The 19462-nt window shown below is 47.3% G+C and carries 15 protein-coding genes; 5 read left to right on the top strand and 10 right to left on the bottom strand.

Annotation, left to right across the window (positions count from 1 at the left end):
• Positions 1-59 precede the first annotated feature (59 nt).
• The 5 genes from pxpB to AB1L17_RS13545 all read right to left on the bottom strand — a co-directional run bounded on the left by pxpB (position 60) and on the right by AB1L17_RS13545 (position 4128).
• Positions 60-770 carry a 5-oxoprolinase subunit PxpB gene (gene pxpB, locus AB1L17_RS13565; protein ID WP_412845363.1) on the bottom strand — a complete coding sequence of 237 codons (711 nt, stop codon included), beginning with the start codon at positions 768-770 and terminating at the stop codon, positions 60-62.
• A 16-nt stretch (positions 771-786) separates the two neighbouring features.
• The gene (pcp, locus tag AB1L17_RS13560) at positions 787-1434 is read right to left on the bottom strand and encodes a pyroglutamyl-peptidase I (protein ID WP_412845362.1); all 648 of its coding nucleotides are present in this window, start codon (positions 1432-1434) and stop codon (positions 787-789) included.
• A gap of 15 nt (positions 1435-1449) precedes the next feature.
• The gene (locus tag AB1L17_RS13555; protein ID WP_412845361.1) at positions 1450-2220 is read right to left on the bottom strand and encodes an IclR family transcriptional regulator; all 771 of its coding nucleotides are present in this window, start codon (positions 2218-2220) and stop codon (positions 1450-1452) included.
• Positions 2221-2374: 154 nt separating this feature from the next.
• Positions 2375-3259 (bottom strand): YitT family protein, encoded by an 885-nt coding sequence (locus tag AB1L17_RS13550; protein WP_412845360.1) that lies wholly within the window; start codon positions 3257-3259, stop codon positions 2375-2377.
• 101 nt (positions 3260-3360) lie between these two features.
• On the bottom strand, positions 3361-4128 hold the full coding sequence (locus tag AB1L17_RS13545) for an EamA family transporter (RefSeq protein ID WP_412845359.1): 768 nt from the start codon (positions 4126-4128) through the stop codon (positions 3361-3363).
• A gap of 338 nt (positions 4129-4466) precedes the next feature.
• On the opposite strand from AB1L17_RS13545, the gene AB1L17_RS13540 reads away from it, so the two are divergent.
• Genes AB1L17_RS13540 through AB1L17_RS13530 form a run of 3 tightly spaced genes read left to right on the top strand, consistent with a single transcriptional unit; the run spans position 4467 to position 9079 of the window.
• Positions 4467-6071 (top strand): SWIM zinc finger family protein, encoded by a 1605-nt coding sequence (locus AB1L17_RS13540; protein ID WP_412845358.1) that lies wholly within the window; start codon positions 4467-4469, stop codon positions 6069-6071.
• Positions 6068-8926, top strand: coding sequence for a DEAD/DEAH box helicase (locus AB1L17_RS13535; RefSeq protein WP_412845357.1), 2859 nt, complete (start codon positions 6068-6070; stop codon positions 8924-8926). The genes AB1L17_RS13540 and AB1L17_RS13535 overlap by 4 nt, the downstream gene beginning before the upstream one ends.
• Positions 8927-8932: 6 nt before the next feature.
• Positions 8933-9079 (top strand): hypothetical protein, encoded by a 147-nt coding sequence (locus AB1L17_RS13530; RefSeq protein WP_412845356.1) that lies wholly within the window; start codon positions 8933-8935, stop codon positions 9077-9079.
• A gap of 68 nt (positions 9080-9147) precedes the next feature.
• Here AB1L17_RS13530 and AB1L17_RS13525 read toward each other — a convergent pair whose 3' ends face one another.
• The 5 genes from AB1L17_RS13525 to AB1L17_RS13505 form a co-directional block, all read right to left on the bottom strand.
• Positions 9148-10053: an alpha-helical endospore appendage domain-containing protein gene (locus tag AB1L17_RS13525; RefSeq protein ID WP_412845355.1), complete on the bottom strand. Its 906-nt coding sequence runs from the start codon at positions 10051-10053 to the stop codon at positions 9148-9150.
• Between the two features lie 193 nt (positions 10054-10246).
• A complete protein-coding gene (locus AB1L17_RS13520) occupies positions 10247-12190 on the bottom strand; it encodes an EAL domain-containing protein (RefSeq protein WP_412845354.1) in 1944 nt (647 codons plus the stop codon).
• 123 nt (positions 12191-12313) lie between these two features.
• Positions 12314-13096: a Fe-S oxidoreductase gene (locus AB1L17_RS13515; RefSeq protein WP_412845353.1), complete on the bottom strand. Its 783-nt coding sequence runs from the start codon at positions 13094-13096 to the stop codon at positions 12314-12316.
• Positions 13097-13117: 21 nt separating this feature from the next.
• A complete protein-coding gene (locus AB1L17_RS13510; protein ID WP_412845352.1) occupies positions 13118-14866 on the bottom strand; it encodes an ABC transporter ATP-binding protein in 1749 nt (582 codons plus the stop codon).
• Between the two features lie 214 nt (positions 14867-15080).
• Positions 15081-16262, bottom strand: coding sequence for a P1 family peptidase (locus tag AB1L17_RS13505; RefSeq protein WP_412845351.1), 1182 nt, complete (start codon positions 16260-16262; stop codon positions 15081-15083).
• 268 nt (positions 16263-16530) lie between these two features.
• On the opposite strand from AB1L17_RS13505, the gene AB1L17_RS13500 reads away from it, so the two are divergent.
• A complete protein-coding gene (locus tag AB1L17_RS13500) occupies positions 16531-17985 on the top strand; it encodes a SulP family inorganic anion transporter (protein ID WP_412845350.1) in 1455 nt (484 codons plus the stop codon).
• 218 nt (positions 17986-18203) lie between these two features.
• Positions 18204-19433, top strand: a complete 1230-nt coding sequence (locus tag AB1L17_RS13495) for an MFS transporter (RefSeq protein ID WP_412845349.1) — start codon at positions 18204-18206, stop codon at positions 19431-19433.
• Positions 19434-19462: the final 29 nt, after the last annotated feature.

Raw genomic sequence — 19462 nt, 5'->3', positions numbered from 1 at the left:
CCATTCCAAGACCCAGCATACAGGAGGCGCTTTTTTCTTTCAAAGCTCAAATTTCTTCATTACAGGAATGGCTCCTCGGAAATAGGACGAAAGCGAACTTTATCACCCGCACACAAGAGGCTTGGATGACTCTCATTTGGCTGAAAGAGGCTTTGCGGTGTTCTCCCAATGATTTGCCATCCGCCCGGGGTCTCGATAGAATAAATGCCCGTTTGTGAGCCACCAATCCCTACACTGCCTTTAGGAATCGAGAGTCGTGGCGTGGATCGTCGCGGAGTCGCCAATCGTCCGTCCATTCCACCGAGGTACGGAAAGCCGGGAGCAAACCCGATCATGTACACTAAATACTCGGCAGAACAATGGATAGAAATGACTTCCTCTGGTGTGAGGTCGTTCTGCTGCGCTACGATGTCCAAATCCGGCCCATAGCTTCCTCCATAGCAAACCGGAATCTCAACCAATCGCGGCTCTGCCTTGTGACGGATCGTGAGCTGTTGACACACCTGGTCAAGTATCGCAGTGACGCGCTCGTAAGGCATCGGTCCTTGGGGAAAGTGCTGCAACAGAACAATTGGATCATAGTAAATGGTAACGGTAGTAAAGCCAGGGACGATTTCAATCATCCCCAAAAAAGGCTGCTCCTGAATATACTCAGCGAGCATGACGACATTCTCATGCGTCCTTTGATCTATGACTTCCCCAACCTTTACAACGACACCCATATCCCCCAGTGGAGAGAATTCATAGTTCGGCAACGTTTTCCCCTCCATTCTTGTTTATCGTAAATCAGCTGATTTGACCTCCTGCCATGACAATATCCTCATCGTAGGAAATAGCTGCCTCAATGGCGATTTGAAGCCCTTTTACGATCGTTTCCAAAGCCATGCTTGGCTGTCCTGTCAGCCATGCAGCCTGCTGCGGCAAATATGGGATATGGATAAAGCCACCGCGTGTTGAAGCATGGTGTTCCGCTAAATAATGCATTAATCCATAAAAAAGATGATTGCATACATACGTTCCGGCCGTTTGTGAAATGGAAGCAGGAACTCCTTGCTTTCTCAAGTCATTTACGATCGCCTTGATTGGCAGGGTAGACCAGTAAGCGACAGGGCCCTGTTCTTGAATAGGGGTATCAATTGGTTGATTGCCTTCATTGTCAGGGATACGCGCATCATTCACGTTAATCGCGACACGCTCAACCGCAATATCTACACGCCCGCCAGCTTGTCCGATACAGAGCACAACATCTGGCTTGATCTCCTCGATGGCCGCATAGAGCAGTTCGATTGACTTATCAAAAACAGTAGGGATTTGACGCAACTCCACTTTGTATCCAGCAGATTCGATTTTCCCGAGCTCTTTTACCGATTCCCAAGCCGGATTGACTGTCTCACCTCCAAAAGGGTCAAACCCTGTGACAAGAACTGTCTTCATATGTACTCCTCCTCCTCATACTTGCGTATATCCGAGCTTGCTCATGATGCTTTTCGCTGCTGCTTTTGTCTCTTGAACCAAGTATCCCAATCGCTCCTCCGAAAAACGCGACGTTGCTCCAGCCAAGCTCAACCCGGCAATAACCTGTCCAGAAAAATCACGAATGGGTACCGCAATCGCTGCAGAATCCGGCTCCAATTCTCCGTAGCTTACTGTGTATCCACTCTCACGCGCATCGTGTATCCATTTCCACAGCAGTTCCAAGTCCGTATTTGTGCCTGGTGCGATTTTTTTCAATTCAATCCGATTTAACAGAGCGACAATTTCTTCGTCTGGCATGAACGATAATAAAATTCGCGGGCACGCGCCTGCGTACAACGGGGACTTGCGCCCTACCTGCGTGTATAGCCGAACGTACCCACGCGAATCTACCTTTTCAATGTAAACCCCTTCATCTTGATAGCGAATGATCAAATTGACCGCTTCATCGACGGTATCCCGCAGCTGCATCATGTATGGGAGCGCAATTTTTCTAATCTCCAATCGCTGTGCCACGATGTTCCCAAATTCGAGCAGCTTCAAGCCCAGTTCGTACTTAGGCGGCTGATGGTTCGTCGTTTTGGACACAAAACCACGCATTTCAAGCGTCTGGATGATCCGAAATACCGTACTTTTCGGCATGTTTGACAATTCCACGAGTTCTGCCAGACTCAATTCACTGTTGTGAATGAAGTACTCTAAAAACTCAAGTGTTTTCAACACGCTTCGGTTTGCTGTTTTTTCCACTTCTCATCACCATTTCGTTGTCCCAAAATACGGAACGTCGTTTTGTATTTTGGTATGTTGTAATCGTAAAATAATTCTGTCAGTGCAGTCAATACGTTTTTCCCCCCTTCCATGCAGCTCTACTTACGTAAGAAGGGGGACTTACTCTCGTATGCTAATGGATGTTCTTTTTCTTAAACCGCCCGCCAGACACATCGTGAATATGACCAATGGCCAAAAAGGCAGATGAGTCGATTTCCTCCACAATCGATTTGAGCTTCGCTTCTTCCAAACGAGTGATGACACAGAAAATGACTTTTTTTACGTCCCCCGAGTAGCCACCTTCTCCATTCAAATAAGTAATTCCCCGTCCCAGCCTCGCCGTCAGGGTATCGCCAATCTCGACTGGAAAATCACTAATAATCCACACCGATCTGGATTGCTCAAGTCCAACCATCGTAATATCAATCATTTTATAAGCGATATAGTAAGCGATTAACGAGTACATGGCCCGATCCCACCCAAAAATGAATCCGGCACTGCCTAATATAAATATGTTAAAAAACATGACCATTTCGCCAACAGAAAACGGGCTTATCCTCGTTAGCAGGATCGCTACAATTTCCGTCCCATCCAAGGAGCCTCCTGCCCGGATGACAAGTCCCACACCGATTCCGATGATGATTCCTCCAAAAACGGCGGAGAGCAGCAGATCGTCCGTCAAGCTAGGTACAAGATGGAGGTAACTCGTCCCCAAGGACATGACGACGACACCGAACAGAGTGGAGATGGCGAATGTCTTGCCAATTTGTTTGTAGCCGATGAGTAAGAATGGAAGGTTCAACAGGAATAAAAATAAGCCGAGTGGGCCTCCCGTAAGCTTTGACACCATAATGGATACGCCAGTTACCCCACCATCAATAATGTTGTTCGGTACGAGAAAAATTTCGAGTCCGACTGCCACCAGCAAGGCTCCAATGATGATTCCGAGTGCTCTCAGTACGATTCTTCTTTTTTTCGTCCGCTTATGAGTGATTGGTGCAACCCCTTTTGCATCCATTTTTATCATCCTTAGCCGTTTATTTCTTCCCCTTTCATCATTCCCTCGTTGCAAAAAAAATAGCCAGCCTGGATTTCTCCTAGCCGACTCTTGATGAACCTCTATCCCCAAACAGCAATCGATATGATCCCAATCGTGATCATCAATGACATGGACAGCCGCCATAAGCGCTGTCGCTCCTTCAATAATAAAATCCCGAGCAGCGTACCAAATACCGTACTTACCTCACGAATAGGCGCAATGGCTGCCAGTGGTGCCAACGTCATCGCAAACAAGAACAACAAATACGAGCCTGGTGAAAGAATCGCGCCCAGCACAATCGTTCGCCAGTTTTTTTGCCACTCCCGACGAATGAGTCCCTTCTTCCAAATGAACCTTCCCGCGACGATCAGACAAGCAAAGTTAGCGATTTCCAATATCGCGAATGGAGATAATTGTTGAACGATTTGTTTGTCGGTTAACGTATATCCGGTGATGCATAGCCCGACAGCAAAGGCGTATCGCAGGGCGAGAGGATTCACAGGTTGGATGTTACGCCCGATGCCAATCATCCCACTAATAGCAAAGACTCCGATCACAATGCAAATGACACCCAGCCATCCCGGTACGGATAAATACTCCTGAAAGAAGATGGCGCTAAAAAACGGAATGAGAAGCGTCCCCGTACCTCTCATGATGGGGTATACCTGTGAGATATCCCCGTATGTATAAGCCTTGGCCATCAACCATGTATAACAGCCTTGAAAGAAAAAGGACATGAACAGGAGAAGAACGATAAACCCTGTCAGTTGTATTTGCATCAAATCCCAAATAAGAACAGGCAAGAGAATAATGGTCGTTGGCAATGTAATCAACCAAAGAAAAGCCATTTTGTTCTCACTTTTTTCGTGAACAGGTTCCAAACAGCATGAGCAAGGCCAGATGATAGTACGAGGAATATCGATAGCGATAGCATTTGTGCCCCTTCTCTCTTGTTGTACAAATAACGTTTCGACAACACAACCAAAGACAACAAAAACGAATTGCATTTCGTTGCCTTTCTTTCGACTTGTTCAGTATACACCCACTCTCTCCAAAAATTAAGCGCTGTTTTTGGTTTATGCCCCAATCTTTTTTTGTGCATTTGCTTTCGATCCTCATCTTTTCCAATTCTCCGCATTTTGGGTTATAATGGAGGGATGACACTTCGTTCGGAGGATTTTACTACATGTTGCAAAGAGAGTTGACTCGGGATCAAGCGATACAGGTAGGCGAGCAAATCCTCGTTGCCGTTGAAGGGCACATTATTGAACGGGGCTATACGTACTTTTCAGATGGCGTTGTCTTCAATACGCGTGTAGAACAAGGCACTTATTTAACAAGTGACGTTCAGGGTTCTGAGGTCTATCACGTTCGCTTAGATATGGAAACGGTTCAAAACAGTACCTGTACGTGTCCATATTCACGCATTTGCAAGCATATTGCCGCTACCTTTTTTCAGATGTACAGTGTTTTCGAGAATCCTCGTACGTTTTTGACCCGTTCCCAACAACCAAGACGAGCAACCTTTTCGCCTCATATGCTGATCCCTGCTTATAAATACAGCCATACAGCTCCAACTCAACATGATTCAGCACCTGTCTCCTCTCCACTTACCGCGAACAGCTCCGTCAGTGAGTGGTGGACCTTTTTTGAAAGCTGGACACGGAACCTGTTTGCGGCTATGGAATCGTATCGAGCCTCCTCTGAGCTATTATCGAGCTATCAAAATGTGCTGGGCGTTGCTGCATCGTGGCCGAAGGATCGGGCACAGCTCTTCGTTATTCACGCCAATCTGTTCCATCTCATGAAGCTGGAGCAATACGTCAAAACATATCGCCAATCCTACTGGTTCCTGGATTTGGTTCAGACTGCCGAAAGATTATTGGATCAATTAGAAGGGACTTTGTATTTTGCGGACATCCCTGCTCTTTTGGCTGACCACCACGATGCCATAGTAGATACTCTTCAGTTGACAAAACAATTGAAAGAGAACGAAGCGACTTCCCTCTACTGGATTTTCGCCTATCAAATGCTGTGGTGGATGCTGCTGAATAACCCCGAATGGATGCATGCGGAAATCAACGAGCTGGATCAGCTTATCGCCGATGAAAACAGTTCTGCCGCAGACAAGGAAAAAGGACTGCTTCTGCGTGCACACTTTCATGTGATGGAAAAAAAGGACGAAGCCGCTCTCGCTATTTGGAAAAAAATGAGCCGTTTGAACCTGTCGTTCTACTTGTCCTATATGAAATCATTCGCGCGAAATGGTGAATGGCAGCGATTCCTTGATTGGACTGCTTCATTGACGTCCTTAATCGGGCAAGCCGATACGCAGCAATACCGACTCATCATCGCCATTTGGCAGGAAGCGATGGAGCAGCTGGGGCGGTCATCCGAATGCGGCGCCAAGCTGAAGCAGTTCTTGCCGAGCAGCTATCACGAATATGCAGCCTATTTATATGAAGCGAGACAATTTAAGCAATGGATCGATTTGCAAATGTCGTTCCAGGTACCTCTCGTTGAGATTTCTATCGTACAGCTAAAAGAAATCGAGGATACAGAGCCTACTCTGCTCTTCCCATTTTATTTGCGTGAGGTGAACCGACTGATTGCGGAACGGAACCGAACGGCTTACAAAGAAGCGATCAAGCTTATGAAGAAGGTTCGGATGATTTACAACAGAGCAAGGCAAGATGCGTGCTGGGAACGGTACGTTGATCAATTGTCTGCCAAGCATAATCGGTTACGTGCATTTCAAGAAGAGCTAAGGAGAGGAAATTTCAACTTATGAACACCGTCACTACCATCGTTCTAGAAGGAGAGCTTTTGGCAGACGGACGTTTCCTGATCACAGGCAAAGACTCGCATGGAGCAACGATCGATCCTGAAGAATTGGCCAGTACGCTATTTGCCTGGGATGAGACATCTTATTACGGAACGTTTCTGGACAAAAACGAGCTTGGCGTATTGCTCGGCCCTGCCAAGGCCCTCTCCTTTTTCGTCTCCCCACTATGGCTATTGCATCGGACCTATTCAACGAGCACACCATTTGAACAATATACGAAAGTAGCGGTCACGATACGCAATACGCTAGCAGCTGGTTCCATCGTTCCTGATTTTGCTTCCTGGAAAAAAGGACAGATCGGTTGGAGAGCCACGCACGTTCCCGAAGATTTTCCAGAGTACGGTCACCGCTGGCTTTCACTCGTCCTCGAGAAATCCTTGCAAGATACGAGCGAGATTGGACGAAAGTGGGAGCAGCTATTGACGCAATACCCGGCTCTCTACGTCTTGGGCGCCGAGCTATCTCCACATCTTCAGGAACAGGAATGGCTGCAATCGATTGGCTGGCTGCCCGACCTGACACCGTTTCGAACGTGCTTGCAAATCGTCGAGGCAGAACAGCACCCCAATGACTGGCAGCTCCAGGTGTATTTACAGGATCGTGAAGAACCCGATCACTTGTTTCTCATCGAACCACACCAGCTGACGGCGGAAGGGGCAGTCACCGCTCGTATCCCTGCTGATTGGCGTGAGCACTGGAATCGATTTCTCACGGACCTCGGCAAATGCAAAGAAATTCTTCCCTGGCAAAAAGACGCTCCTGCCAATCAAAACCGTTTTCTTACCCAGCTTACCAATGAGCAAGCATGGATCTTTTTGACGTCGAGCAGCTTGCAGTTGGTGCAAGCGGGTATTCATGTCTTTTTGCCTGCCTGGTGGGAGCAAGTACGACGGGTGAAACCGAAGCTGAAAGCCAAGATTACTTCCTCCGTTGGCGCAAGCAAGCAGTCCTTTCTAGGAGTCTCTCAGCTCATGGATTTTGAATGGAAGCTAGCCTTGGGGCCCGTGGAGCTTAGCGAAGAGGAATTTGAACAACTGATTAAACAAAAGCAGCGCCTGCTAAAAATTCGTGGACATTGGGTACAATTGACACCAGACCTATTCTTGCAGCTACAGGAAGCGCTGAAGAAAACCAATGCGAAGAACGGTCTGACGCTTCGTGATGTCATGAAAATGCACCTCGCCCCAACTGTGGAGGTTGAGGAACCGACTGATGACGAATTTGATTTCGACACGTCCCTATCTGTGGAAGTTCAACTAAATCAGCATTTACGAGCGCTCATGAATCAACTGCAGGAGACGAAGCACATCCCGATCATGGAGCAGCCTGCTACTTTTCATGGAACATTGCGAAAATATCAGTTAGAAGGCAGCTCATGGATGTTCTTTTTACGACGCTTTGGGTTGGGAGCTTGTCTGGCTGATGATATGGGATTGGGGAAAACGGTTCAATTTATCACGCATTTGTTGCATGTCAAACAGCTGGACGCAGCAAATACCCCTTCTCTCTTAATCTGTCCTACCTCTGTTATTGGCAACTGGCAAAAAGAGCTGAAGCGTTTCGCCCCCTCTCTTCAGGTGATGATACATTATGGTAATGATCGCAAAAAGAAAGAGGCATTCTTACCCGCGATCAAGGGAGCCGATCTCGTGATTACCTCCTATGCTCTTTCCCATTTAGATGAGCAGGAGCTGTCCATGGTTACTTGGGATACGATTTGTCTCGACGAGGCACAAAATATTAAAAACGCGTATACGAAGCAAGCGTCAGCTGTTCGCGATCTGAAAGCATGGCACCGGATCGCCCTTACTGGCACTCCAATCGAAAATCGCCTGAGTGAGCTCTGGTCTATTTTTGACTTTTTGAATCCTGGCTACTTGGGAAGCCTCGGGGAATTTACCCAACGCTTTGTACTTCCGATCGAACGCGATCAAGACCAGCAGCTCATTAACCAAGTGCAACGACTCATTCAACCTTTCCTGCTGCGTCGGGTGAAGACCGATCCGAGCATTCAGCTAGACCTGCCTGATAAGAATGAGAGCAAGGAGTACGTACCGCTGACGGCCGAGCAAGGCGCACTCTATGAAACAGCGATTCAAGATATGTTTGAGCGAATGGAAAAAGCCTCTCCCATGGAGCGACGCGGTCTGATTTTGACGACGTTAACACGACTCAAGCAGCTGTGCGACCATCCTGTGCTGATTTTGAATGAAATCTCAACAACCGATGAAGCCAGTCGCTCTCACAAATTGGAAAGGCTGCTGGAATTGGTTGAGGACATTCGCCAAAAGAAAGAGCGTTGCCTGATTTTTACCCAATACATTGAAATGGGCAATTTACTCCAACGGGTACTGACAAGAGAAGGCTTCGGGCCTGTCTACTTCTTAAATGGGTCCACGAAGAAAGAAAAACGCGATGAGATGATCTCTCGTTTTCAAGACAAGACGCTGGCAGACCATGAACGCGGGGCGATCTTCATTCTTTCCTTGCGAGCCGGCGGCACTGGCTTGAATTTGACGGAAGCCAATCACGTCATTCACGTAGATCGCTGGTGGAATCCTGCTGTAGAGAATCAGGCCACTGACCGTGCCCATCGCATAGGCCAGCAGCGCAATGTTCATGTCTATAAATTCATCTCGCTCGGGACAATCGAGGAACGCATCGATGAGATGATGGAGAGAAAGCTATCGTTGAGCCAGCAAATTGTCGGAACAGGCGAGAGCTGGATCACGGAGCTATCGACGGAGGAGCTGCGAGACTTGTTCACCCTGCGCCATGATTGGCTAGACACGAAAGGATAGATGGGAATGGAGCGTGTGGAAGAAAACGATCGAAAATCCAATGGGAATCGACATACGGAAGAACGCAAGCTACCCGAAGCATGGCAGCGTTTCTTGGAAGCCGTTCAGCAGCAGTTTTCCGAAAACCAGAGGGATAACGACGAAACAAAATAAAAAATCCTCCCCTATAGACCAAGACCCGATCACTTAATGACTCGGACCTTGGTTTTCTTTTTCCCTGTTTATGTTAAGGCAACAACAGTTACGGTTAATCCTGCCGTATTAAGCGGATTGCTGAACGGACCTACCCTTACTTGCAATACACTGGGTGGGCCTGCGGGCGTAGTGAAAATTGCCGGTGCTGACACAGAAGTCTTTACATCTGATACAGGTGAACTTTGCGTAGTACCCGTACCGATTACGGTGATGCCATTCAAGTTCATGGAAATACCGGCGTCCCCACTCCCCGGCTCTTCCACACTGATTTCTACTTCGTATATAGCCAGATAGGTTCTGCCGCCCTCTAACAGGATATCTGTTGGTGGAGAAAAAGTGATGGCTGTGCCTTGCTGGTGAGCGACCAAATTCAACGGGATCGGATTATTGTTCGCTACGATATCGTTTGTAGTTTCCACGACATTGATGCTGTTTGCTGTCGCCAAAGGTCCGGTTGCTCCAGTTATACCAACACCAGTAGCTCCCGTTGGACCAGTATTACCTGTCGTTCCTGTTGTACCTGTCGTTCCTGTGATTCCTGTAGCTCCCGTGGTTCCTGTGGTCCCACTCGCCCCTGTCGCCCCGGTAGCTCCAGGAAACCCACCAGTCGGACCTGTTGGCCTTGTCGGACCTGGTGGGCAAATGCTATCCAGCTTATTTTGTAAAAGCAACTCCTTTTGCGTTACGGCTTTCAAGGTGTCTCTCACACTGGCATTCACATTCAACAAGTCGCTGATCGTTGCGGGCGGTGCCGTAACCCCAGGCAATGTTCCGAGAATGAATTGAAGCTTTTCACCCTCCGCATGAATAATATGACTGAGCCCTAATTCTTCTAATGCAATCGAAGACAAGAGCAAGTTAATAGCATCTTCTCTTGTAATTGTTATGGTTGGTGTAATATTGGGCACATTTGCTTGCGACAAGACTATCATCCTCTAACCTCGTATTTCTCTGTACCACCTAATGCAGCACCAAGATGGGATATTTTATGGGTGAACATCACCTGTGTTCTGTGCCATCGCCTATTTCGTATGAAAAATAAACAAACGCCCAAATGATTCCCTGGAAATGCCATAAAAAATCCCTTAAGGCCATGTGGGAAGAGTTTGCCTCAAGGGAATCTATCTACTTTTTATGGCCTAAAGGAAAATATACCTGAACAGTCGTTCCTTTATTCGGGGTACTCGAAAAATGAATATACCCATCGTGTGCCTGAATGATTTTATAACAAATCATAAGTCCTAACCCGGTTCCTTTTTCTTTTGTGCTATAGAAGGGTTCACCTAATCGCTTCAGCCGAGCTTCTGCCATACCACAACCCTCATCAACGATTTTGATCATCACTTGTTCGCTTTCTTTAAGCCTTGCGATTATGTGAATCGTTCCACCATCTTTCATCGACTCAACAGCGTTTGTAAGGAGATTGTTAAATAGTTGGAGGATCTGATTCTGGTCGCACCAGATCATCGTTCCTTCCACTTCCTTGATGTCCAGCTCAAGATGATGTCGATCTAGCGTTACTTGTACCTTAGACGCAGCATTGCGAAGTAAATCCGCTATATTCATTCGTTCATATGGTTCCGTACTGTTTCGAGATAAAAAGACGTATTCTCGCAGGACATTCTCTAATTGGTGAAACTCAGCCAGCATAATATCAAAATATTCCCGCTTCCATTGGTCTCGACGGAGCAATTGTACGAAGCCCTTGATTGAAGTCACCGGATTTCGTATTTCGTGTGCAACCCCGGCAACCATTTGGCCAACGACGGATAGCTTGTCCATCTTTTGTAAAAACTCTTCCGTCTGCACGTGCTTCGTATGATTTCGGATGATAAAGATGACTTGGTTCGTCTCCTGTTCTTCATGAATCACCGGGGTGCCTTTTGCCTCCAGCGTGATCTTATTGCCATTCCGGCCCGGGCAAGTAAATGTGATGAGACGTGGCTGCTTCTCCACCGTGATCTGACGAATCGTTTGCATAACAAGCCTGCCCGTTTCCAGTAGCAGAAGTGCTAGCAGGGGTCGATTCACTACTTCATCAGGAGCGATCTCCAGAACGGATTGAACGGATGGCGAAATATACGTAATCAACCCCTGACTATTGATGATCACGATTATATCAGACAAGTTTTCTGCGATCATTCGATATGGCGATTCATTCACATGTTGATGTTTGCGAAAAACGTCTCCTCGCTCACTCTGATCCACTTCGTATGTATGAAAATCTCGGTGTTGTCCACCATTGAGCAGAAGAAAAGCGCTGTTCCTAAACCTTTCCTCACGCTTCAACACACGAGCCAAGTCTTCGGCAGGCATGGGCTCACTAAACCAAAATCCTTGAGCAGAATCACAACCAAGCTGCCAAAGAAACTCCAGTTGCTCTTGCGTCTCTACGCCTTCTGCTGTTACTTGCACGCCAAGACTTCGTGCCATCGCCATGACGGTTTTGATAACGGTCGCCTGTGTGACATCGTTCATGCATTCTCTCACACAGGATTGATCGATTTTTAGCTTGTTCATGGCAAAACGGGATAGATGTTGAATGCAGCTATAGCCCTTCCCAAAATCATCCAGGCTGATTTTTACCCCAATTCTTTTTAATTCTGCTAAAATCTCGATGGTACGCTCTCCATCTCTGGTAGAATCCTCGGTAAATTCCAGCTCCAAATAGTGAGGCTGCAGGTTTGTTTCGTCCAAGATCGTTTGAATCGTGCTACCCAACTGGTCTGATTCCAAGGCATAGGATGACAGATTCACGCATGTCACGAGAGGTGGTAGTCCAGCGTCCTGCCAAGCTATATTTTGCTTGCAAGCCGTCCTGATGACCCATTCCTCGACCAAGAGAGTCAATCCGCTCTTTTCTGCTAACAAGAACACCCAATCTGGTGGTAGCAACCCTTTTTGTTGGTGGTTCCATCTAACCAAAGCCTCTGCCCCAATGATTTTCCCTGTTCTCAGATCGTATAGCGGCTGATAATACAGGCTGAGCTCTTGCTTGATAAACGCATGATGAAAATCTCGAACGTAGCGATCCAGTTCCTTTTGGTTCATTGTCTGTATACGAACCACGCCTTCCTGGAAATCATTCTGATTTTTCCAACTTTACCCCTGACTCTACTTTATAGGAAGAGGCTAGCACATGTCCATACGTCTACGGTGTATAGAAAAAACCCTCCACAAAGGGAGGGTCACCTACGCGCGAATTCTCATCAGAGCGCGCTCTTCTTCTTTTATCCGCGGACAGGTATAGCAATACTTTTGCTCCCCCGTCTTATAGTACAAACAGCATTGATTCTTGATGCGCACTTTCGCTTGAGGATCACGCATATCCTCGATCCAGCGCACTTTCACGCGAAATGGATTTTTTTGCAATCCAAAGCTCTCGCCTTCCAACTGATTACAGAGGACATCGTAATCAGCCTTCACTTGTTGCTTGATGCTATCTTGTTCTACCAACGCCACAAAAGCGTCCGTGTGATAATTGAACTTTGTCGGGAACTGTCCCCATAGCATCGCTTCCGGATTTCCTGTTACCTTTGCAAGAGTCGTGAGCAACGGATGCAGGAAGTCTTGGAAATACGCACGATAGCATTCCTTCAGCCAAATGGCTCGCTCTGCTTCGCTTGTAGGCGCTTCAACGATCTCATACGCAGGGATCACAAATGCGATTTGCGGATAGTCATCCTCGTAAAACAACTCGATCGTCATATTATCCAGTGTCATAGTAAGTGCGCGATTCCAGACAGAAATCATGTACGAAAGACCGAGAGAAGGGCTCGTGAGCCAACTGCTGATGTATGTACCAGCAGCAGTCAGCTCATGTGCCTTGATTAGCGGAGCATAGATTTGTACGAGCTCATTCATATGTTTCGGGTCTACCAAATCTCTTGCCTTCATGGAAAATAAGGCATTTGGTCTCATTTTTGAAGTAATATCAAAACGTTGTGCTAAAAAATCGTCATCCCACGCTTGCATCCATATCTCCCTTTCTATTTATTATCCAGAAAATACGCTGTTCGACTGGTCAAGATACGTGCCGAACTGTGCTTGATACAATCTGCTATAGAGACCTTCACGAGCTAATAGCTGATCATGACTTCCCTGCTCGGTAATACCTTGCTCAGTCACAACTATGATTCGATCTGCATTTTTAATGGTAGCCAATCTGTGCGCAATCACCAACGTCGTACGGCCCACAGACAATTCCTGCAAGGATTGCTGGATCGCCGCTTCCGTTTCGGTATCAAGTGCAGAGGTAGCTTCATCCAAAATCAGGATCGGCGGGTTCTTCAAAAACATGCGCGCAATCGCCAGCCTTTGTTTTTGACCGCCGGACAATTTGACTCCGCGCTCCCCGATAATTGTCTCTAGTCCAGCAGGCTGTGAACGGATAAACTCTTCTAATTTAGCCCGACGAGCTGCCTCCCAGATTTCTTCCTCGGAAGCGTTTAGTTTTCCATACACGATATTTTCTCGGATCGTCCCTGAAAAGAGGAACACATCTTGCTGCACGATCCCGATTTGGCTGCGCAATGACGCTAGCGTAATTTGGCGGATATCTATTCCATCAATGGTGATACTGCCCCCGTCAATCTCATAAAATCTCGGCAAGAGACTGCACAACGTGGTTTTTCCTGCACCAGATGGGCCTACAAACGCTATGGTCTCGCCTGCCCGGATGTTCAAATCAATGTTTTGCAAAACAGAGGACTCTTGATCGTAGCTAAACGAAACATTCTTGTACGAAATATCGCCCTTCAATGACTCTACCTGGATCGCATCTGGAGCATCTGCAATATCCGGTGCTGTGTCCATGATTTCGATGTATCGCTTAAAGCCGGCAATCCCTTTTGGATAGCTCTCGATAATCGCATTGATTTTCTCCAAAGGACGGAAAAATACATTCGTTAACAGCAAGAAAGCAACAAATTCACCGTAGGTCAGTTCACCTTGAATAACAAACCAGCTGCCGCAAATCAGGACAAACAAATTGACTAAACGCATCAGCACGTAACTGACAGAAATATTTTGAGCCATGATTTTGTAAGACAACAGCTTGGTGATCCGGAAACGTTGGTTGTTCTCCGCAAATCTTTTGTTTTCAAATTGCTCGTTGGCAAAAGCTTGTACGACACGCATTCCGCCTACGTTGTCCTCAACACGTGCGTTGAAATCGGCCATGTCGCCGTATAGACGATGGAACGCTCCCGTCATTTTACGGTTGAAGTGAACAACAAAGAATATCAAGAGCGGAATCACCAAAAACGTAAGTATCGCCATTTCTTCATTGATGTTGAACATGAGGACAAAGGCACCGACCAGCGTCATCACGGCGATAAACAAGTCTTCAGGACCGTGGTGAGCGACCTCGCCAATCTCCATCAAATCATTCGTCAGCCGGGATAGTAAATGCCCCGTCTTGGTATTATCAAAAAAGCGGAAGGATAGCTTTTGAATATGATCGTACAGTTTCTTCCGCATATCCGTCTCGATATTAATCCCAAGCTTATGTCCCCAATACGTGACGACATAGTTCATCCCTGCGTTAATGCCATACAAAGCCAAAAGCCCAATGCACGCCCACACGATCATCTCCCAATCTTTGCTTGGAAGTAATTGATCGACAACCATGTTTACTGCAAGTGGAAATCCCAACTCTAACAAGGCAACGAACACCGCACACGTAAAGTCGAGCACGAATAATCCGCGATAAGGCCGATAATAAGAAAAAAACCTGCGAAGCATGGAAGCAGCAACTCCTCTCTCTCCAAACAAGATGAATCCAATTTGATTATGAAAATCATTTTCATTATATATGGATTTCACTTTTAAATCGATCATTTATTGGGATTTTTTTCTGGGCTGAGCACATTTGCGAGACCTGTGCTTATCTGTTGGAATAAAAACGGCTCGAACCTCTACTTCACCCTGAAATGAGAGGTTCAAGCCGGAATATCTCTTAGAACAAATCTTGATAGGCGGGCACCCCACCCGCTCCTTTGGCAGAAAGGATCGCATTGACGACAGCTTCAGCGAGCACTTCTACACTCAGCGTCCCAACGAGGTTGACTGATGCGTCCACACCTCCAGTGGCAATAGCAAAAATCGTGTCACCATCACTCATCGTGTGCACCGGATGAATCGTTTTTGCCAGGCCATTATGCGCCATTTGCGCCACTTTGTTCGCTTGTACTTTATTCAGATTGGCGTTGCTTGCCACCACTGCAATGGTGGTATTCGTACCGGCTGGAACTGGCGGCGTTGCTGCATCGATCATCCAGGACAAACTGTCGCGGATTTTGCCATCCTCTCCCCTAGCCCCTGCCAATATTTCGCCTGTTGAGGGTAAGCGTACCTCGCCTACTGCATTAACCGCTACAATTGCACCAACGACGAGACCGTTCGGCAGTCGGCGAGAAGCTGTTCCAAGTCCGCCCTTCATCGCTCGCTTCATTCCGGCCATTTTTCCCACTGTCGCACCCGTCCCTGCCCCGACATTTCCTTGCTGAACTGGCTGTTTACTGGCAAGTCGTGCAGCCTCGTAGCCCATGAGTTGATCCGGTCGGATTTTTGCACTGCCTATCGATAAATCAAAAATAACGGCCGCTGGAATGATCGGAACGACTCCGACACCAACATTGTAGCCTTGCCCCTGTTCTTCCATATAACGCATGACGCCGCTCGCCGCATCCAAGCCATAGGCACTGCCCCCTGTTAAAACAACCGCATTGACCTCCTGGACTGAATTGATCGGATTCAACAGATCAGTCTCCCGCGTCCCAGGAGCAGAACCGCGTACGTCTACCCCACAGGCTGATCCTTTTTCCAGCACGATGACCGTACAGCCAGTCAAGGCTTCCTCATTTTGGACTTGTCCTACTTTGACGCCAGGAACATCGACGATCGTCCCACTCGCAAGCTTGGGCATTCGGGGTGAGCCGTTCTTTGACAAGCTTCCTTCTTCTCCAGTTGCCTCCTGTCCAATAGCAGTTCCAAGCGTCAGGAGAGAAGCAGGTACGGCTGCTGCCAATCCTAGCATCGCTGTTTTTTGGAGGAATTTTCGTCTGGTTACGGACGGTTTCACTAGCAATTCTTCCTTCTTCTCTTGTACTTGCTTTGCATCCTTCCAATCCTTGGCCATCCTCGTATCCACCCTTCATCAAAACTATAATACGTGTTTATATTTAGAAATTTCTGAATTATTTTCATCATAACTTGTTTCACTGTCCCACTCAATTCCCCCCTGCACTTTTGGTCGTAAAGTCGTATATCTTTTTGCCTTATACCGTTTCCTGAAAAAAATGATGGCGAAGATGACTCATCTTTACTATAATGAAAAACTGTGAAAAACGGCCCCGACTTTTCTGAAAGGGGAAAGTCACGATACGAAACAGAAATGAGGAACATTTTTGAACCTTCAACAACTAAAAATGGAATGGTTTTCTAACGTACGTGCTGACATGCTGGCAGGTATCACGGTTGCACTTGCCCTGATTCCGGAAGCCATCGCTTTTTCTATTATTGCAGGTGTCGATCCAATGGTTGGATTGTACGCTTCCTTTTGCATCGCAGTCATTATTGCGTTTGTCGGAGGAAGACCTGGTATGATTTCCGCAGCTACTGGTGCTATGGCGTTATTAATGATTACTCTGGTCAAAGAGCATGGCATCGAGTATTTATTTGCGGCGACTGTTCTGACCGGTATTTTGCAAATCGTACTGGGAGCGTGTAAAATCGGCAGGCTGATGACCTTTGTCCCTCATACTGTCGTGCTTGGATTCGTCAATGCGTTGGCTATTCTGATCTTTATGGCTCAGCTCCCCCATTTTATTGGGGCGTCCTGGGTTATGTACGTCATGCTGGCTGGAACGCTCGCGATTATTTATTTGTTGCCACGACTCACCAAAGCAGTCCCTTCTGCTCTCGTAGCAATCATCGTCATGACTGTCATTTCAATCTGGGCAGGTCTTGATCTACGAACTGTTGGAGACATGGGTGAAATCACACGTCAATTACCAATGTTCCATATTCCTAGTGTCCCGTTGAACTGGGAAACACTCATGATCATACTGCCTTACTCCTTTCCACTTGCATTGGTCGGGATTCTGGAATCATTGATGACTGCTGCCATTCTTGATGAGATGACAGATACACGCAGTAACAAAAATACAGAAGTGAAAGGCCAAGGGATCGCCAATATCATCACTGGATTCTTTGGCGGAATGGCTGGCTGTGCCATGATCGGACAATCTGTCATTAACGTGAAATCAGGTGGACGTGGCCGTTTGTCCACCTTGGTTGCAGGGATTTTTCTGTTGTTCCTGATATTGGTCCTTGGAGACGTCGTTAAACAAATCCCGATGGCTGCCCTCGTCGGCGTCATGGTCATGGTTTCGATCGGTACGTTTAACTGGCAGTCTATACGGGATCTACGGAAAATTCCTTTTGGTGATGCCATTGTCATGATTACTACGGTGATCGTTGTCGTCGCTACGCACGATTTGGCAAAAGGGGTCATTTCTGGTGTGATCCTGAGCGCAGTGATTTTTGGCTGGAGGATGGCTCGCTTGCATGCCACCTCCCACGTAAGTGATACTGGCGAAAAGGTTTACTCCGTCTCGGGTCAGCTGTTCTTCGGTACCATGACACACTTCGTCGACCAGTTTTCCTTTCAGGATGATCCCGAGCAGATTATCATTGACTTCTCTCGTTCCCACGTCTGGGATTTATCGGCTGTAACGGCTATTTCGAAGGTCGTTGAGAAATACAGACAGCTAAACAAATCGGTAGTCATCTCCGGACTTAATGAAGAAAGCAAGCTACTGATTGATCGTGTAGGGATAAGCACTCCTACCGGACATTAACCTGTCAGCCAGTAAAAAGGAAATCCCCTAACGGATACAAGAGCTTCGTCTCTTGTCGTTAGGGGATATTCTTTTTTCTAAATGGCGTCAAGCGTTTCTCTTATTTCATTTTTGCAATAGTTTGATCATATTTACGAATTGGTCACCGAGAAATTGCAGTGCTAGAATGATCAGTAACAATATTCCTGCTTTTTAACTACAAAGGTTGTGACAGAAAGATGGAATTTTCATGGAAACGTAATTTGATTGTGTTATGGATTGGCGTCTTTTTCTGTAGTACCGCCTACTCGATCTCCATCCCTTTCCTGCCCATCTTCCTCCATACTTCACTGGGGGTCAATGAGCATCTGGAGGCCTGGTCAGGCATTTCGTTTGGGATCACGTTTTTAGCAAGTGCGCTCATTTCTCCATACTGGGGCTCACTTGCGGACAAATACGGGCGAAAGCCCATGCTGATTCGCTCTGGATTTAGCCTGGCTTTGTTGTACTTCTTGACGTACTTCATTACCGACCCTTATTTGTTTCTTGTGTTACGGATCTTCCAGGGACTGCTTGCCGGCTATGTTCCTGCGGCCATTGCGCTGGTAGCGACGAATACACCAGAAAAAAACGTCGGGTACGCACTTGGGATTATGGCTACCTCGGGAGCAACAGGAGGAATCATCGGTCCATTGGTTGGCGGTGTCGTCAGTCACGTATGGGGCAACGCCGAAGCCTTCATTTTTTCAGGATTTGTCGTACTGGTCGCAGCGCTAATCGCGACTTTCTTCGTGAAGGAAACGAATCTGAACCGCTCTGCCAACCGCTCCAGTGTCCGGGATGACCTGCGAGCTGCGTTAGCGAACCGCCCCTTGATGTCCATACTCGGCATGAGCCTGATGGTCACGATTTCCGTCATGCTTCTGGAGCCACTATTGACCGTGTATGTCATGCAGTTGGGTGCATCTCAGCAGGACGCTTCACTGAGCTCCGGCATCATTTTCGCCGCCGTAGGAATCGCGACGGTCATCGCCGCTCCTCAGTGGGGAAAGCTCGGTACGAAGGTAGGCTATTCAAAAATTTTGTTCATTGGCTTAATGGGCGGGGCGATCGGAAATTTGCTGCAATTTTTCTTCACCAATCTGTATGGCTTCGGTATTTTGCGATTCGTGTACGGACTGTTTTTTGCCGCTGTCTATCCGTCCATCAACGCCATGATTGTAAAGGTCACGGAACCGGAATTTCGTGGCAGGGCGTTTAGCTTGAACCAATCCTCGACGCAACTGGCGACGATGATGGGGCCAATCATTGGCGGCGTTCTTGGAGGGCTCATCCCGATTCGCATCGTGTTTATCATCAATGGCATTGCGCTGTTGATTACCGCCATTATGATTCGATCCAAACGAGCAGAATTGACTGGCCAGCCTTTGAAGCAGCAGTCAGCAGAGCATCAGCTTGCGACGAAGTAATGTCAACGAAAACTCCCTCCCGAACGCAC

This window comes from Brevibacillus jepli, from assembly GCF_047229145.1.
Lineage (GTDB): Bacteria > Bacillota > Bacilli > Brevibacillales > Brevibacillaceae > Brevibacillus.
This window is presented reverse-complemented; position numbering and strand designations above follow the sequence as displayed.

Coding starts and splice junctions, on each gene's coding strand:
- pcp (WP_412845362.1), bottom strand. CDS start 1,434: ATGAAGACAGTTCTTGTCACAGGGTTTGACCCTTTTGGAGGTGAGACA.
- AB1L17_RS13530 (WP_412845356.1), top strand. CDS start 8,933: ATGGAGCGTGTGGAAGAAAACGATCGAAAATCCAATGGGAATCGACAT.
- AB1L17_RS13545 (WP_412845359.1), bottom strand. CDS start 4,128: ATGGCTTTTCTTTGGTTGATTACATTGCCAACGACCATTATTCTCTTG.
- AB1L17_RS13525 (WP_412845355.1), bottom strand. CDS start 10,053: ATGATAGTCTTGTCGCAAGCAAATGTGCCCAATATTACACCAACCATA.
- AB1L17_RS13505 (WP_412845351.1), bottom strand. CDS start 16,262: ATGGCCAAGGATTGGAAGGATGCAAAGCAAGTACAAGAGAAGAAGGAA.
- AB1L17_RS13510 (WP_412845352.1), bottom strand. CDS start 14,866: ATGCTTCGCAGGTTTTTTTCTTATTATCGGCCTTATCGCGGATTATTC.
- AB1L17_RS13550 (WP_412845360.1), bottom strand. CDS start 3,259: ATGGATGCAAAAGGGGTTGCACCAATCACTCATAAGCGGACGAAAAAA.
- AB1L17_RS13540 (WP_412845358.1), top strand. CDS start 4,467: ATGTTGCAAAGAGAGTTGACTCGGGATCAAGCGATACAGGTAGGCGAG.
- pxpB (WP_412845363.1), bottom strand. CDS start 770: ATGGAGGGGAAAACGTTGCCGAACTATGAATTCTCTCCACTGGGGGAT.
- AB1L17_RS13515 (WP_412845353.1), bottom strand. CDS start 13,096: ATGCAAGCGTGGGATGACGATTTTTTAGCACAACGTTTTGATATTACT.
- AB1L17_RS13495 (WP_412845349.1), top strand. CDS start 18,204: ATGGAATTTTCATGGAAACGTAATTTGATTGTGTTATGGATTGGCGTC.
- AB1L17_RS13535 (WP_412845357.1), top strand. CDS start 6,068: ATGAACACCGTCACTACCATCGTTCTAGAAGGAGAGCTTTTGGCAGAC.